General features: G+C 70.7%; 20 protein-coding genes. 4 read left to right on the top strand and 16 right to left on the bottom strand.

Annotation, left to right across the window (positions count from 1 at the left end):
* Nucleotides 1-180: 180 nt before the first annotated feature.
* Together rpsI and rplM are read right to left on the bottom strand one after the other, a co-directional pair.
* The gene (gene rpsI, locus VFL99_RS02810; RefSeq protein ID WP_325104806.1) at nt 181-690 is read right to left on the bottom strand and encodes a 30S ribosomal protein S9; all 510 of its coding nucleotides are present in this window, start codon (nt 688-690) and stop codon (nt 181-183) included.
* Nucleotides 691-729: 39 nt separating this feature from the next.
* Nucleotides 730-1,173, bottom strand: coding sequence for a 50S ribosomal protein L13 (gene rplM / locus VFL99_RS02815; protein WP_325104807.1), 444 nt, complete (start codon nt 1,171-1,173; stop codon nt 730-732).
* A gap of 251 nt (nt 1,174-1,424) precedes the next feature.
* Here rplM and VFL99_RS02820 point away from each other — a divergent pair, with 251 nt between their 5' ends.
* Nucleotides 1,425-2,048, top strand: coding sequence for a helix-turn-helix domain-containing protein (locus VFL99_RS02820; RefSeq protein WP_325104808.1), 624 nt, complete (start codon nt 1,425-1,427; stop codon nt 2,046-2,048).
* Between the two features lie 118 nt (nt 2,049-2,166).
* Here VFL99_RS02820 and VFL99_RS02825 read toward each other — a convergent pair whose 3' ends face one another.
* Entirely contained in the window at nt 2,167-3,933 is a 1,767-nt protein-coding gene (locus tag VFL99_RS02825; RefSeq protein ID WP_325104809.1) for an ABC-F family ATP-binding cassette domain-containing protein, read from the bottom strand.
* Between the two features lie 211 nt (nt 3,934-4,144).
* Between VFL99_RS02825 and VFL99_RS02830 the strand changes: the two genes are divergently transcribed.
* Nucleotides 4,145-4,783: a maleylpyruvate isomerase N-terminal domain-containing protein gene (locus VFL99_RS02830; RefSeq protein WP_325104810.1), complete on the top strand. Its 639-nt coding sequence runs from the start codon at nt 4,145-4,147 to the stop codon at nt 4,781-4,783.
* 4 nt (nt 4,784-4,787) lie between these two features.
* Here VFL99_RS02830 and VFL99_RS02835 read toward each other — a convergent pair whose 3' ends face one another.
* Nucleotides 4,788-5,630, bottom strand: a complete 843-nt coding sequence (locus VFL99_RS02835; protein WP_325104811.1) for a serine hydrolase — start codon at nt 5,628-5,630, stop codon at nt 4,788-4,790.
* 57 nt (nt 5,631-5,687) lie between these two features.
* Here VFL99_RS02835 and VFL99_RS02840 point away from each other — a divergent pair, with 57 nt between their 5' ends.
* On the top strand, nt 5,688-6,161 hold the full coding sequence (locus VFL99_RS02840; RefSeq protein ID WP_325104812.1) for a methyltransferase family protein: 474 nt from the start codon (nt 5,688-5,690) through the stop codon (nt 6,159-6,161).
* A 13-nt stretch (nt 6,162-6,174) separates the two neighbouring features.
* Here VFL99_RS02840 and truA read toward each other — a convergent pair whose 3' ends face one another.
* Nucleotides 6,175-7,011 carry a tRNA pseudouridine(38-40) synthase TruA gene (truA, locus tag VFL99_RS02845; RefSeq protein WP_325104824.1) on the bottom strand — a complete coding sequence of 279 codons (837 nt, stop codon included), beginning with the start codon at nt 7,009-7,011 and terminating at the stop codon, nt 6,175-6,177.
* A 120-nt stretch (nt 7,012-7,131) separates the two neighbouring features.
* Between truA and VFL99_RS02850 the strand changes: the two genes are divergently transcribed.
* Nucleotides 7,132-7,440: a DUF2087 domain-containing protein gene (locus VFL99_RS02850; protein ID WP_325104813.1), complete on the top strand. Its 309-nt coding sequence runs from the start codon at nt 7,132-7,134 to the stop codon at nt 7,438-7,440.
* A 113-nt stretch (nt 7,441-7,553) separates the two neighbouring features.
* On the opposite strand, the gene rplQ is transcribed toward VFL99_RS02850, so the two are convergent.
* The 11 genes from rplQ to rplO form a co-directional block, all read right to left on the bottom strand.
* A complete protein-coding gene (gene rplQ / locus VFL99_RS02855; protein ID WP_325104814.1) occupies nt 7,554-8,219 on the bottom strand; it encodes a 50S ribosomal protein L17 in 666 nt (221 codons plus the stop codon).
* A gap of 91 nt (nt 8,220-8,310) precedes the next feature.
* Nucleotides 8,311-9,342: a DNA-directed RNA polymerase subunit alpha gene (locus VFL99_RS02860; protein ID WP_325104815.1), complete on the bottom strand. Its 1,032-nt coding sequence runs from the start codon at nt 9,340-9,342 to the stop codon at nt 8,311-8,313.
* A gap of 164 nt (nt 9,343-9,506) precedes the next feature.
* Nucleotides 9,507-10,136, bottom strand: coding sequence for a 30S ribosomal protein S4 (gene rpsD / locus VFL99_RS02865; protein WP_325104816.1), 630 nt, complete (start codon nt 10,134-10,136; stop codon nt 9,507-9,509).
* A gap of 26 nt (nt 10,137-10,162) precedes the next feature.
* Nucleotides 10,163-10,570: a 30S ribosomal protein S11 gene (gene rpsK / locus VFL99_RS02870; RefSeq protein ID WP_325104817.1), complete on the bottom strand. Its 408-nt coding sequence runs from the start codon at nt 10,568-10,570 to the stop codon at nt 10,163-10,165.
* A 103-nt stretch (nt 10,571-10,673) separates the two neighbouring features.
* On the bottom strand, nt 10,674-11,051 hold the full coding sequence (gene rpsM / locus VFL99_RS02875; RefSeq protein WP_325104818.1) for a 30S ribosomal protein S13: 378 nt from the start codon (nt 11,049-11,051) through the stop codon (nt 10,674-10,676).
* Nucleotides 11,052-11,231: 180 nt separating this feature from the next.
* Nucleotides 11,232-11,345, bottom strand: a complete 114-nt coding sequence (gene rpmJ / locus VFL99_RS02880) for a 50S ribosomal protein L36 (RefSeq protein ID WP_006592630.1) — start codon at nt 11,343-11,345, stop codon at nt 11,232-11,234.
* 152 nt (nt 11,346-11,497) lie between these two features.
* Entirely contained in the window at nt 11,498-11,719 is a 222-nt protein-coding gene (gene infA / locus VFL99_RS02885; protein ID WP_006502877.1) for a translation initiation factor IF-1, read from the bottom strand.
* Nucleotides 11,720-11,923: 204 nt separating this feature from the next.
* Complete coding sequence (map, locus tag VFL99_RS02890; protein WP_325104819.1) at nt 11,924-12,766, bottom strand: type I methionyl aminopeptidase; 843 nt, start codon at nt 12,764-12,766, stop codon at nt 11,924-11,926.
* Complete coding sequence (locus VFL99_RS02895) at nt 12,766-13,341, bottom strand: adenylate kinase (protein WP_325104820.1); 576 nt, start codon at nt 13,339-13,341, stop codon at nt 12,766-12,768. Before VFL99_RS02895 ends, map begins: the two co-directional genes overlap by 1 nt.
* Nucleotides 13,342-14,655: a preprotein translocase subunit SecY gene (gene secY, locus VFL99_RS02900; protein WP_325104821.1), complete on the bottom strand. Its 1,314-nt coding sequence runs from the start codon at nt 14,653-14,655 to the stop codon at nt 13,342-13,344.
* A 235-nt stretch (nt 14,656-14,890) separates the two neighbouring features.
* Nucleotides 14,891-15,292 (bottom strand): 50S ribosomal protein L15 (gene rplO, locus VFL99_RS02905; RefSeq protein WP_325104822.1); only part of this gene is annotated, 402 nt, incomplete at its 5' end.

Below are 15,292 nucleotides of genomic sequence, written 5' to 3' on the forward strand. Positions count from 1 at the left end.
TCCGGGGCCGAGCCGGGATTCTCACAGCCACGACCCGCGGCACAACTTACTCCCAGACGGCAGTGGCGGCCCCGAGCGACTCGGGACCGCCACCACTCGTGCTTGTCATGCGCAGCCTGACTCTTCGTCAGCGCTGAACCATCTCGCGCTTCCTCGAACCTCGCTGCGCTCGGCTCTTCGTCAGCGCTTGCTGTACTGCGGAGCCTTGCGCGCCTTCTTCAGACCCGCCTTCTTGCGCTCCGGCACCCGCGCGTCGCGGGTGAGGAAGCCGGCCTTCTTCAGGACCGGGCGGTTGAGCTCGGCGTCGGCCTCGTTGAGCGCCCGGGCCACGCCGAGGCGCATCGCGCCGGCCTGGCCGGAGGCGCCGCCGCCGTGCACGCGCGCGAGCACGTCATACGCGCCGTCGAGCTCCAGGGCCTTCAGCGGCTCGGAGACGATCTGCTGGTGCACCTTGTTGGGGAAGTACTCCTCCAGGGTGCGACCGTTGATCTTCCAGGTGCCGGTGCCCGGCACGATGCGGACGCGGGCGATGGCCTGCTTGCGGCGACCGGTCGCGGCGCCGGGGACGGACGCGCTCGGACGGCGCTCCTCGCCCGCGACGACCGGGGTCTCGGACTCGGTCGTGTAGGTGCTGGGCACCTGCTCCTCCGCCTCGGGGGCGCCGGCCTGCTCGTTGGTGGTGTCAGCCACGGTTCTCCTCGTTTCCTATCGCGAGAGGTCCTGGCGGACTTACTGCGCGACCTGTGAGATCTCGTAGTGCACCGGCTTCTGCGCCTGGTGCGGGTGGGTGTCTCCGGCGTAGACCTTCAGCTTGCTCAGCTGCTGACGGCCCAGGGAGTTCTTCGGAAGCATCCCGCGCACGGCCTTCTCGACGGCCTTCGTCGGGTTCTTGGCGAGCAGCTCCTCGTAGGACTGCGACTTCAGCCCACCCGGGAACCCGGAGTGGCGGTAGGCCTTCTTCTGCTCGAGCTTGGCACCGGTCAGCGCGACCTTGTCGGCGTTGATGATGATGACGAAGTCGCCGGTGTCGACGTGCGGCGCGAAGGTCGGCTTGTGCTTGCCGCGCAGCAACTGCGCGGTCTGGCTCGCGAGCCGGCCGAGCACGACGTCAGTGGCGTCGATGATGTGCCAGGCGCGCGTGATGTCGCCCGGCTTCGGGGTGTACGTACGCACGGTCGTAGCCCTCGTTCTCTCGTGTACTGGCAGGAACAGCGGTTCTGCGGTGCACCCTCCGCGTCCCGTCGGGTGCCGCGGTGGTCGTGGCGCGACCCCCGGCCGCGTCTCGCACAACTCCGTCAAGTTTACGGGCGTCCCGAGCGACCCTCCAAATCTGGGCCGAAGCGTTGCGGGACAAGGAGATTCAAGCGCGTGTCCGGCATACAGCGTTGTGGTGCACAAGTTGTGTGCACAGATAGTGTGCAGGTATGCCGACCCGCAGCCGCCGCTCGACCGTCCCCTCCCGCCCCCGCTCTGGCGCGCCCACACGCTTGGACCGGCCCGCCCTGCACGCGCTGGCCCACCCGCTGCGGTCCCGGCTGCTCGGGCAGCTGCGCGTGCACGGCGACGCGACGGCGACCGAGCTGGCGGAGGCGCTCGGCACCAACACGGGCGCGACGAGCTACCACCTGCGGCGGCTCGAGGAGGTCGGGCTGGTGGCCGACACGGGCGCGGGAACGGGCCGGCGGCGGGTGTGGACGGCCGTGCCCGAGCGGCCGGCGTCCGAGGGCGCGTCGGACGTGCCGGACGAGCCGCTCGACGAGGATGACGCCGCGGCGCTGGCGTGGCTGGAGCGGGACTACGTGGACCACTTCGCCGGCCAGGCCGCCGGGTGGTTGGAGAGCCGCTCGGCGTGGCCGGCGCCGTGGGCGGACGAGTGCGGTCTGGCCGACCACGCGGTGCTGGTCAGCGCCGAGCAGCTCGTGTCGCTGCAGGCCGAGCTCGGCGAGGTGCTGGCGCGGTACCGCCGCGCCGGGGCGGGGGCGCCCGGGGCGAAGCGGGTCGTGGTCTACACGTGTCCACTGCCGGTCGACCCGCCACCGGCGCGGTGAACCCGTCGCGTCGACATTCCTCACGCCGCCGTGAAAAGTGCAGTCCTCAGCCGACCGGGCGCTTGTTGCTGAAGGCTCGCCGCTCGCGAGGACCGCGAATCTTCAGCAACAACCCGGGTCAACGGGCCCGGCGGACCCGAGCCTCGTCCCAGACCGGCTCGGCCGACTCGTAGACCGCTCCGTCCTCGCCGAACACGAGGAACCGGTCGAACCCGCGCGCGAACCACCGGTCGTGGGTGACCGCCAGCACGGTCCCCTCGAACGCCGCGAGCCCCTCCTCGAGCGCCTCGGCGGAATGCAGGTCGAGGTTGTCGGTCGGCTCGTCGAGCAGCAGCAGCGTCGCACCGGACAGCTCCAGCAACAGGATCTGGAACCGCGCCTGCTGACCACCCGACAGCGACTCGAAGGTCTGCTCACCGGCCCGCGCCAGCTCGTAGCGGTCCAGGGCCCGCGCCGCCTCGTCGCGCGGCCGGCCCCGCCGGTGCTCGTCACCGCGGTGCAGGATCTCCAGCAGCGTGCGACCCATTCGCCCGCTGGCCGGAGCCAGCGTGCCAGCGGGAGGCGCCCCCAGCGCGGGGTGCTCGTGCGTCTGGGCGAACCACCCCGGCCGCACCCGCGACCCCAGCCGCGCCACCCCGGTGTGGGCGACAGGGGACGGTCTGTGGGCAGCTCCCGAGGGCATGCCGGCGTCAGCCAGTGGGGGAACGTTCCCGACCGGCCGGTGCTCCGGCTCCGGGTCGCTCCCGCCGGCTGCGAGCAGGCGGAGGAAGTGCGACTTGCCCGACCCGTTGCTCCCCAGGACGGCGACCCGCTCGCCGTACCAGACCTCGAGGTCGAACGGTTCCATGAGGCCGGTGAGCTCGAGCCGGGAGCAGATCACCGCCCGCTTGGCGGTCCGTCCGCCCGTCAGCCGCATCCGCACGTTCTGCTCCCGGGCCACGGCCTCGGGCGGCCCCGCGTCCTCGAAGCGCCGGAGCCGGGTCTGCGCCGCCTGGTAACGCGCGGCCATGTCGGAGTTGTAGGCCGCCTTCTGCTTGTACAGCTGCACCAGCGCCGTGAGCTTGGCGTGCTCCTCGTCCCAGCGGCGGCGCAGTTCCTCGAGCCGCGCGTTCCGGTCTGCCCGTGCCTGGTGGTAGCTCGCGAACCCACCCGGGTGCACCCACAGCGTGCTGCCCGCCGCTCCCGGCTCGAGGGTGGCGATCCGCGTCGCCACCTGGTTCAGCAGCTCGCGGTCGTGGCTGATGAACAGCACCGTCTTCGGCGAGGCGATGAGCTGCTCCTCGAGCCACCGCTTGGCCGGCACGTCGAGGTAGTTGTCCGGCTCGTCGAGGAGCAGCACCTCGTCCGGCCCGCGCAGCAGCGCCTCCAGCACCAGCCGCTTCTGCTCCCCGCCGGACAGCGTGGACACCTGACGCCACTGGGCCTTCTCGAACGGCACGCCCAGCGCCGCCACGGTGCAGACGTCCCACAGCGTCTCCTGCTCGTAGCCGCCGACGTCGGCCCAGTCCGCGAGCGCCTGCGCGTAGCGCAGCTGGGTCGGCTCGTCATCGACCTCCATCATCGCCAGCTCCGCGACGTCGACGGCCTGCGCGCCCTGCCGGACGCGCGGCGGCGCCACGGACACCAACAGGTCCCGCACGGTCGAGTCATCGCGCACGGACCCGACGAACTGCCGCATGATGCCGAGGCCGCCGCTGCGGGTGACCGCGCCTTCCTGGGCCGGGAGGTCCCCGGCGATGAGCTTCGACAGCGTCGTCTTGCCCGTGCCGTTCGGGCCGATGAGGGCCACCTTGGCGCCCTCGCCCACCCGCAGGCTGACCTCGCTGAGCAGCGGACGGCCGTCCGCGAGCGTGTAGCTGACCGTGTTGACGTCGACGTGACCCACGACCGGCAAGTCTGACGCACGAGGTGCGTGCCCGTCATACCCATTGAGTCGGTATGCCGACCGCACCCGCCAAGCCCCACCCCACCCCGGGTGCCCCACCACTGGGCACTGACGGTCGGTGGGGATCGAGGTCGTCGGTCGGTGGGGATCGAGGTCGTCGGTCGGGGATAACGGCTCGACCCGGGCACCCCGGCTCGCTATCGTCCCGCGGGTGCCGACCGAGACCTCGCCGACCTTGCCGATCCACGCCGCCGACGTCCGCGACACCGTGGAGGACGTCATCGACCACCTCGCGCAGATCTCCGACGGCGCCTGGGACCTGCCCGCGGCCGGCCTGGACTGGAGCTGCCGCGAGACGGCGGCGCACATCCTCGACGACCTGGGCGGCTACGCGATGCAGCTGTCCGGCGAGCGCGGGCACGCCAAGGGGTACACACCGTTGGTGGAGCCGGTCCGGCCGCGGCCCGACGGCCCGGTCTTCACCTTCTGGCCCGAGGAGGACGGCGGCACCCGGGCGATCTGCGAATGCCTTGACGCGGTGGGCGGTCTGCTCGTGGCCGTGGTGGCGACGGCGCCGGCCGACCGGATCGGCTGGCACAACTACGGCGACTCCGACCGGGTCGGCTTCGCCGCGATGGGGGCCGCCGAGACGGTCCTGCACGCGCACGACATCCTCACCGCCCAGGCAGTGGACTACCGCCCCGACGACGGCGTCGTGTCGCGGGTGCTGGACCGGATCTTCCCGGAGGCGACCCGCACGGACGACCCGTGGCGAGACCTGCTGACCGCCACGGGCCGCACGCCGGAGACCCGCGGGAAGCCGTGGCGCTGGGACTCGGCGGTGCGCTGACCCTTCAGGAGGCCCAGATGCGGGCGAGCAGCCGGCCGCCGACCTGACGCATGGCCGCGAGCACCGGCCCGCGCAGCTCGGGCTGCGCAGCGGCGTCCCAGTTGCCGAGCACCGCGTAGGCCAGCGCACCTGCCGGCCCCGAGGCGGCCCCGACGTCGATGCGCACCCCCCGCTCCGTGCCGGTCTTGTTGAACAGCGCCAACCCCTCGTCCGGGTCGACGTGCGCGAGCGGGTCGAGGCCGAACGCCGCCGCCACCATGGACAGGTCGGTGTCCGTGCCGAGCCACCGGCGCACCTGTGCCGCAACGGGATCCGCGGCCTCCGCCCGCTGGTGGATCTCGCTGACGAGCGCGCACAGCTCGTCGCCCCTCCCCCGGGACAGGGTCAGCGGGTCGTCGGCCGGCCGGTCGTCGCGCACCTGGTCGAGCAGCCGGGTGTCGGCGAAGCCGCGCCGTTCGGCCTGCGCCGTGGTGGCCTCCAGCCCGACGTGCCGCAACAGCACGTTCGTGGCGAGGTTGTCGCTGACCGCGCCGACCAGCAGCGCAAGGTCGGCGACCCGCTGCGACTGGTTCCGGAAGTGTTGCAGGAGACCGGAATCGGCGATCAGGTCATCGTCACTGACGTCCAGGACCAGATCGGGATCGAGCCGCCCGTCCGCGAGCTGCTCGGCGACCTCGAGCAGCAGGAAGAGCTTGCCGACGCTCGCGGTCGTCAGGACGGTGGCGGGGGTGAGCGCGTCGAGCACCTCCCCGGTGGCTGCGTCGCGCACCTGTGCGCTCCAGCGCACCCCCTCCACGGTGGTCAACGGAGCGAGCAGTCCGGGGTCCTCGATCGTCTGAGCAGGCATGGGCACACTCTGGCAGAGCGGTGGCGCATTCGCGGGCAGGCGGAGCATGGTGGAGCCATGTCCCCCCACGCCTCCACCACCGGCGCCGACGTGCACGTCCCACCGCCGGTGCTGTATGCCGTCCCCTTCGCCGCGCTGTCGCTGCTCGGCCGGGCCCTCCCGCTCCGACTGCCCGGCGGCCGCGCCACGCGCAGTGGTGGCTTCGCTCTCGTGGCAGCGGGACTCGCGCTCGGGGTCACTGGTGCCCGGACCATCCTCGGGCACGACTCGAGCATCCACCCCGACGGCGAGGTGAGCACGATCGTCCGCGACGGCCCGTACCGCTTCTCCCGCAACCCGATCTACCTCGGGCTCACCCTCGTCTACACCGGGGGCGCCCTCGCGCAGCGGTCCGCGCTGCCGTTGTTCGGCCTGCCCGGGGTGCTCGTTGCGATGCAGAACCTGGTGATCCAGCGGGAGGAGCACTACCTGCGGGAGCGCTTCGGGTCGGCATACACCTCCTACTGCGCGCAGGTGCGCCGCTGGCTGTGAGCCGCGGGTCCGGTCACTGCGGCAGGGTCCGTATGGCGCGTGCCTCCTCCGCCCGTTGCTCCAGGTCGGCGTCGGGCGGGTAGGTCACCTCCTCCAGGCACAGGCCCTGCGGCGGCATGACCACCACGGCAGGGTCGCGCCGGGCGGCCGCGAGCACTTCCGCCGGCCAGTCCACCGGCCTGCGCCCCTCTCCGACCGGCAGGACGGCCCCGACCAGGGAGCGGACCATCGAGTGGCAGAACGCGTCGGCGACCACCGTGCCGACGCAGGTGCCGTCGGGCTCCCGCCGCCAGGAGTAGTCGAGCAGCGTGCGGATCGTGGTCGCCCCCTCGCGCTTCTTGCAGAACGCCGCGAAGTCCTGGAGCCCAAGCAGCCGCTGCGCCGCGGCGTGCATCGCGGTGACGTCGAGGGGGTGCCGGACCGTCACCGTGTCGCGGCGGCGAGTGGGGTCGGCACGGTCGGGCCGGTCGCAGAGGCGGTAGGTGTAGCGCCGTGACGTGGCCGAGAACCGGGCGTCGAAGCCGGGAGGGGCGGGGCGAGCCGCCCGGACCACGACGTCGGCGGGCAGCACGCCGTTGAGGCGGGTGACGGCCGCGGCCTCGGGCCGTCGTCCTGAGCGCCCGGGGAGACGGTCCCACGCGGCGCGGTCGACGTCGGCGTGGCAGACCGCGCCCCGGGCGTGCACCCCGGCGTCGGTGCGCCCGGCGACGGTCAGCCGGACCGGTTGCGGGGACCGGAGCACGGTGGTCAGCGCCGGCGACAGGGCGTCTTCGACGGTGCGGCGGGCCGGTTGCGCGGCCCAGCCGGAGAAGTCGGTCCCGTCGTAGGCGAAGTCGATCCGGATGCGCAGCAGCGAGGGGTCCACCTGCCGACCGGCTTGCGTCTGCGCCACGCTCGGCACCCTAGCCCGGTGGCGCGGTCGACCGAAAACCGCTCGCGTCGCTGGCAGGTGCCCGCTAGCGTCGCGTGCATGTCGCGCGCACGACTCGCCGATGCCCTGCTGGACCTGGACCGTGAGGCGGTGCTGCGGACCTTCCTCGCCGAGGACGGCAGCATCCCCACGATGCCGAGCAAGCTGACCAAGCGGCTGCTGGTGCTGGACCACGTGGCGCAGGCCTTCGCCCCGGGTGAGCGCTGCGCCGAGACCGAGGTCAACAGCCGGCTGCGCGCGTTCCACCCTGACGTGGCGATGCTGCGGCGCTACCTGGTCGACGAGGGCTTCCTCGCCCGGGAGGACGGCGTCTACTGGCGCTGCGGCGGCACCGTTCCGGCCAGCTGACCCGGGCCGCGACCGCCGCGACCCCCGGGACGGCGAAGGGGCGCCCCACCTGCTGGTGGGACGCCCCTTCGCACGGGTGAGACCGTGGTGGACCGGCCGGCCGGTCCGCCGGGTCAGGACTCCGAGGTCGTGGAGTCCTCGGCGTTCTCCGACGAGGCCGCTTCCGTGGTCGGCGTCTCCTCGGAGGGCACGACGTCCTCGGCGGGAGCCTCGGCAGCGGCCGGCTCGACGGCCTCGGCCGACGCGGAGTCGACCTGCTCCTGCGGGGCCTCGGCCGACTCGGTCGCCTCCGCGGACTCGGTCGCCTCGGTGGGAGCCTCAGCCGATTCGGCGGACTCGGACTCGGCGACGACCGCGGCGTCCTTCGCGCTGCGCCGCGTGGCCGCCTCGGCCTCGCGCACGGTGGCCTGCTTCGGCGACAACGGCTCGCGCACCAGCTCGATGACCGCCATGGGAGCGTTGTCGCCCTTGCGCGGACCGATCTTGGTGATGCGCGTGTAGCCACCCTGCCGCTCGGCCATGTCCGGGGCGATCTCGGTGAACAGGCGGTGCACGACACCCTTGTCCCGCACGACGGTCAGGACCCGGCGGCGGGCCGCGAGGTCACCGCGCTTGGCGAAGGTGACCAGGCGCTCGGCGAGCGGGCGCAACCGCTTGGCCTTGGCCGCCGTCGTGGTGATCTGGTCGTGCTCGAACAGCGCCGTCGCGAGATTGCTCAGGATGAGCCGCTCGTGCGCCGGCCCGCCTCCGAGGCGGGGACCCTTGGTGGGGGTGGGCATGGTTTCTCCTTAGGTTGCTGACCCGAACCGCGATCGGGTGTCCGTGCCGCGGCGGCGGGTCACCCGAACCCAGGGGGTCGGACGGGTGGGGTCAGTACTGCTCGTCCTCGGCGTAGGCCGCGTCGACGTCGGCGTCCTCGTCGTCGGACTCGTCGTAGTTCGCGATCGCGCTGGCGTCGAACCCGGGCGGGCTGTCCTTGAGCTGCAGCCCCATGTCGACGAGCTTGGCCTTGACCTCGTCGATCGACTTCGCACCGAAGTTGCGGATGTCGAGCAGGTCCGCCTCGCTACGGCCGACGAGCTCACCCACGGTGTGGATGCCCTCGCGCTTGAGGCAGTTGTAGGAGCGGACGGTCAGGTCGAGGTCCTCGATCGGCAGCGCCAGGTCGGCGGCCAGGGCGGCGTCGGTCGGCGACGGGCCCATGTCGATGCCCTCGGCCTCGACGTTGAGCTCGCGGGCCAAGCCGAACAGCTCGACCAGCGTCTTGCCGGCGGAGGCGAGCGCGTCGCGCGGGGCCATCGAGTTCTTGGTCTCGACGTCGACGATGAGCTTGTCGAAGTCGGTGCGCTGCTCGACCCGGGTGGCCTCGACCTTGTAGGTCACGGCCAGCACCGGGGAGTAGATGGAGTCCACGGGGATGCGGCCGATCTCGGCGTCACCGGACTTGTTCTGCGAGGCGGAGACGTAGCCGCGGCCGCGCTCGACCGTGAGCTCCATCTCCACCTTCCCCTTGTCGTTCAGGGTGGCGATGTGCAGGTCGGGGTTGTGCACCTCGACGCCGGCCGGCGGGGTGATGTCGGCGGCGGTGACCGCGCCCGGTCCCTGCTTGCGCAGGTACATGACGACCGGCTCGTCGTGCTCGCTCGAGACGACCAGACCCTTGATGTTGAGGATCATCTCGGTGACGTCCTCCTTGACCCCGGGGATCGTGGAGAACTCGTGCAGCACGCCGTCGATGCGGATGCTGGTGACGGCCGCACCGGGGATGCTGGACAGCAGGGTGCGACGCAGGGAGTTGCCGAGGGTGTAGCCGAAGCCGGGCTCGAGCGGCTCGATGACGAACCGGGAGCGGGCGTCGGAGACGACCTCCTCGGAGAGGGTGGGGCGCTGGGCAATCAGCACGGTGATTTCCTTTCCACGGGCGACCGCTATATGACGCCTCGTGACTGCCGAGGAGTGACCTCGGCGGTTGGACCCGCATCTGTCCGCGGGCCCAACACTGCCGGTATGCCGGGTGGTCGGGCTCCCAGCGGAAGCGCACCACCCGGCATACCGGAATGCTGTGACTAGACCTTGGAGTAGAACTCGACGATGAGCTGCTCCTGGATCGCCGTGTCGATGACCTGGCGGGCCGGGAGGGAGTGCACGAGGATGCGCATCTGGTTGGGGATGGCCTCGAGCCACGCCGGGACCTGACGCTCACCGTGGGTCTCGCGGGCGACGATGAACGGCGTCATCTCGACCGACTTCTTGCGGACCTCGATGATGTCGTTCTCGGAGACGCGGTAGCTGGGGATGTCGACCTTGTGGCCGTTCACCAGAAAGTGGCCGTGACGGACCAGCTGGCGGGCCATGTCGCGCGAGGCGGCGAAGCCGGCGCGGTAGACGACGTTGTCCAGACGACTCTCCAGGATGCGCAGCAGGTTCTCACCCGTCTTGCCGGAGCGGCGGTGCGCCTCCTCGTAGTAGCCCCGGAACTGCTTCTCCAGGATGCCGTAGATGCGCGTGGCCTTCTGCTTCTCGCGCATCTGCAGCAGGTACTCGCTGTCCTTGGTGCGCGCGCGACCGTGCTCGCCCGGGGGGTAGGGGCGCAGCTCGATCGGGCACTTCGGGGAGTCGCACTTGGCTCCCTTGAGGTACAGCTTGGTCTTCTCTCGGCGGCAGCGCTTGCAGTCAGCGCCGGTGTAACGCGCCATGGTTCAAATTCTCCTTGTCCTGCGGATCAGACGCGACGACGCTTGGGCGGGCGGACGCCGTTGTGTGGCGTGGGGGTGACGTCGCTGATGGCGCCGACCTCAAGGCCGGTGGCGGTCAGCGAGCGGATCGCGGTCTCCCGACCGGAGCCCGGGCCCTTGACGAAGACATCGACCTTGCGCATGCCGTGCTCCATGGCACGTCGCGCGGCAGCCTCGGCGGCCATCTGCGCGGCGAACGGCGTGGACTTGCGCGAGCCCTTGAAGCCGACCTGGCCGGCCGAGGCCCACGAGATCACGGCACCGGAGGGGTCCGTGATCGAGACGATGGTGTTGTTGAACGTGCTCTTGATGTGAGCCTGCCCGTGGGCGACGTTCTTCTTCTCCTTGCGGCGCACCTTGCGGGCGCCCGCAGCCTGACGGCTCTTCGGAGGCATTGGCTGGTTTCTCTCCTGCTAGACGAGTATGTCGATCCGCGCACCTGCGTGACCACGCGGGCAGCCGGGGGGTGTGCGGGGGCGGAGCCCCCGCAGGTAGGTCCTACTTGCCGGCCTTCTTCTTGCCGGCGACGGTGCGCTTCGGGCCCTTGCGGGTGCGCGCGTTGGTCTTGGTGCGCTGGCCACGGACCGGCAGTCCCCGGCGGTGGCGCAGGCCCTCGTAGCTGCCGATCTCCACCTTGCGGCGGATGTCGGCGGCCACCTCGCGGCGCAGGTCACCCTCGACCTGGTAGTTGCCCTCGATGTGGTCGCGCAGCTTGACGAGATCGTCGTCGTTCAGGTCACGCACACGCGTGTCCGCGCTGACGCCGGTCGCGGTCAGGGTCTCCAGGGCCCGGGTGCGGCCGACGCCGAAGATGTAGGTGAGTGCCACCTCGACGCGCTTGTCGCGCGGAAGGTCGACACCGACGAGACGTGCCATCGGAAGTGTTCTCCTGATCGGTGCGGAGGTCTGGTGCAACACCGGTCCGCGGGGCCGTGCCCTGCGGTCCCCGGCCTCCGCGGCCGGGGGTGACGTCCCCGCCGGGGCGGGGGGTCGGGTGCTGCAGTGGTGCGGGTGCGTGCTTCTCGGTCGTGAAGCCGCGACGCGTGTGGTCCCTGCTCAGCCCTGACGCTGCTTGTGGCGCAGGTTCTCGCAGATGACCATGACCCGCCCGTTGCGGCGGATCACCTTGCACTTGTCGCAGATCTTCTTGACGCTCGGCTGAACCTTCATCTGCCTGCTGTCTTCGGATCGGGCCCTGGGCTGCCCCCGCGCGAGCGCGAGCGCTCGGACGCGGACGTCATACCAGGATCTGGTGGATCGGGAGCAATGGAACGTGGCCGTTCAGCGCGTGCTGGCCGGCCGGTGCACCGGGGCTCGGGGCCTCAGCGGTAGCGGAAGACGATGCGACCGCGGGACAGGTCGTACGGGCTCAGCTCGACCACGACCCGGTCCTCGGGGAGGATCCGGATGTAGTGCTGGCGCATCTTGCCCGAGATGTGAGCGAGGACCTTGTGACCGTTGCTCAGCTCGACGCGAAACATCGCGTTGGGCAGAGCCTCGACGATCGTGCCCTCGATCTCGATGACGCCGTCCTTCTTCGCCATGTCCTCCACAATCCGTTGGCGACCCACCGGGGGACCCGGCGAGCCTGGTGCGTTCCGTCTGGCACACGTGTGACGAAGCCCTGACGCCACCACAACCAGCCGCGGGGACGGCGTCAGGACGAGATGCTCGTGAACCGACACACAAGAATACTTCACGTCAAGCTGAACTCGAAATCCGGTCAGCCGTGACGGTTGACGGTGTGGTCAGCTCAAGGGCCCGTACGACGCACCGAGAGCGGACAGCCGCTCCTCGCCCCCGTCCAGCGCGGTGAGCACCCACAGCCCGTGCTCGGTGACGGCGACGGTGTTCTCCCAGTGCGCGGCGCGCGAGCCGTCGGCCGTGATCACCGTCCACTCGTCCTCCAGGAGGTGGGTCTCGGCGGAGCCGAGGGTGACCATCGGCTCGATCGCGACGGTGGTGCCGACCCGCACGGTGGGACCGCGGTCGCGCACCCGGTAGTTGGGGACCTGCGGGTCCTGGTGCATCTCGGTGCCGATGCCGTGGCCGACGTAGTCCTCGACGATGCCGTACTCGCGCCCCGACCGCTCGCCCGCCTCGACGAGGCTGTCCTCGACGGCGGCGCCGACGGCGTACAGCGACTCGCCCACCGCCAGGGCTGCGATGCCGGCCCACATCGAGTCCTCGGTGGCGTCGATGAGCTCGAGGTCCTCGGGCCGGGCGGCGTCGCGCCCGCCGACGACCAGGGACAGCGCGGCGTCACCGTGCCACCCGTCCACGATGGCACCGCAGTCGATCGAGATGAGGTCGCCCTGCTCGAGCACCCGACCGCCGGGGATGCCGTGCACGACCTCCTCGTTGACCGAGGTGCACAGGCTGCCGGTGAAGCCGTGGTAACCCAGGAAGGACGGCGTCGCGCCGCAGCCGCGGATGTGCTCCTCCGCCAGCTCGTCGAGCTGGCGGGTGGTCATGCCCGGACGCACCGTCTGGGCCATGAGCTGGAGGGTCTGGCCGACCACCAGGCCGGCCCTGCGCATCCGCAGGAGCTGGTCGGGGGTCTTGGTGTCGAGTCGGGACCTGCCGAACATCAGGACGACGCAGCCCCTCGCAGCGCCGCGCTGATCCGCTCGAACACCTCGTCCACCGTGCCCATGCCGTCGACCTGCACCAGCAGGCCGCGGCCGGAGTAGACCTCCGTCAGGGGTGCCGTCTCGCGACGGTAGATCGCCTGCCGCTCGCGGATGACCTCCTCGGTGTCGTCGTCGCGCCCCTGCTCCTCGGCGCGCTTGAGCAGCCGCTGGACCACGGCGTCCTCGTCGACGGTGAGCTCGAGCACGGCCTCGAGGCGGTGGTCGTGCTCGGCGAGGATCGCGTCGAGGGCGTCGACCTGGGCAGCGGTGCGCGGGTACCCGTCGAGCAGGAAGCCCTGCTCCGCGTCGGCCTCGAACAGGCGGTCGCGCACGATCGCGTTGGTGATCTCGTCGGTGACGTAGCCACCGGAGGCGAGCACCTCCTTGACCTGCAGGCCCAGGGGGGTCTCGTTCTTGATGTTGGCGCGGAAGATGTCACCCGTCGAGACGGCCGGGATGCCGAACTCGGCGGCGATCTTCGCGGCCTGCGTGCCCTTACCGGCACCGGGCGGGCCGAGGATGATGAGGCGCATTTACCGGAGGAACCCTTCGTAGTGACGCTGCTGCAGCTGGGACTCGATCTGCTTCACGGTTTCCAGCCCCACACCGACGATGATGAGGATGGAGGTGCCACCGAACGGGAAGTTCTGGTTGGCGTTGACGAGCACCAGCGCGATGAGCGGGATCAGCGAGATGAGGCCGAGGTAGATGGCCCCGGGGACCGTGATGCGGGTGAGCACGTAGTCGAGGTACTCGGCCGTGGGTCGCCCGGCGCGGATACCTGGGATGAAGCCGCCGTAGCGCTTCATGTTGTCGGCGACCTCGACCGGGTTGAACGTGATCGACACGTAGAAGAACGTGAAGAACAGGATCAGCGCGATGTACGTCGCCATGTAGATCGGGTGGTCACCCCGCACGAGGTGCTGCTCGACCCACGTCACCCAGCCGGCCTGGTCACCGGTGGCCGACCGGTTGAACTGTGCCACCAGCGAGGGCAGTGCGAGCAGCGAGGAGGCGAAGATCACGGGGATGACGCCGGCCATGTTGACCTTGAGCGGGATGTAGGTCGAGGTGCCGCCGTACATCTGGCGGCCCACCTGCCGCTTGGCGTACTGGACCGGGATCCGCCGCTGGCTCTGCTCGACGAAGACCACGAGGGCAATGATGAGGAAGCCCAGCAGGATGACGCCGACGAAGACGTCCCAGCGGCCGTCCTGCTGCTGGATCGCCCACAGCGAGCCGGGGAACGAGCTGGCGATGGAGGTGAAGATCAGCAGCGACATGCCGTTGCCGATGCCCTTGTCGGTGACGAGCTCACCGAGCCACATGACGACGCCGGTGCCGGCGGTCATGGTGAGGACCATGATGACCAGGGTCGGGATCGACTCGTTGGGCAGGATCTTGGTGCAGTCGGGACCGAACAGGGCCGAGGGGTTCTGCGCGAACGTGATGAGCGTCGAGGACTGCAGCACCGCCAGGCCGATGGTGAGGTACCGCGTGTACTGCGTCATCTTGGTCTGGCCCTGCTGGCCCTCCTTCTTGAGGGCCTCGAACCGCGGGATGACCACGGTGAGCAGCTGCACGATGATGCTGGCCGTGATGTACGGCATGATCCCGAGCGCAAAGATCGACAGCTGGAGCAGCGCGCCGCCGCTGAAGAGGTTTGCCAGGCCCAGCACGCCGGAGTTCTTCGGCGCGCTCTTGATGCAGGCCTGCACGGCCGAGTAGCTCACGCCCGGGACGGGCACGTGCGAGCCCAACCGGAAGATCACGATGATGAAGAGCGTGAACAGCAACTTCCTGCGCAGGTCCGGCGTCTTGAACGCGCGGGTGAAGGCGGTGAGCACAGGTCCTCCTGGTGGCGCGGGGATCTCCCGCGGGAACGGTCAGGCAATCCCGAGAACGATACCCCGGGAGTCTCGCAGCGCCGTACGGGCAGGCGTTTCGAGGGGCGTGGCCCGCACGCAGGGGCGCCGGCTGCACGCGGCGAGCGGTCCGTGCCGCGGCGCACGAGGCGCCAGACACGTATGCCGCGGGCTCACCGAGTCGTGAGCCCGCGGCATACGTCGTGGTGCAGGGTGGTCAGGCCGAGGCGACCGAGCCGCCGGCGGCCTCGATCTTCTCCTTGGCGCTGGCCGAGACCGCGTCGACGGTCACGGCGACCTTGACGTCGATCTCGCCGGTGCCGAGCACCTTGACCGGGTAGCCGTCACGGACGGCACCCTTGGCCACGAGGTCGGCGACGGTCACGTCACCACCCTGGGGGTAGAGGGCGGAGAGGCGGTCGAGGTTGACGACCTGGTACTCCACCTTGAACGGGTTCTTGAAGCCGCGCAGCTTCGGCAGCCGCATGTGCAGCGGCATGGAGCCACCCTCGAACCGCTCGGGCACCTGGTAGCGGGCCTTGGAGCCCTTGGTGCCACGACCGGCGGTCTTGCCCTTGGAGCCCTCACCGCGACCCACGCGGGTCTTGGCGGTCTTGGC

The sequence above is a fragment of the Segeticoccus sp. genome, assembly GCF_035708005.1.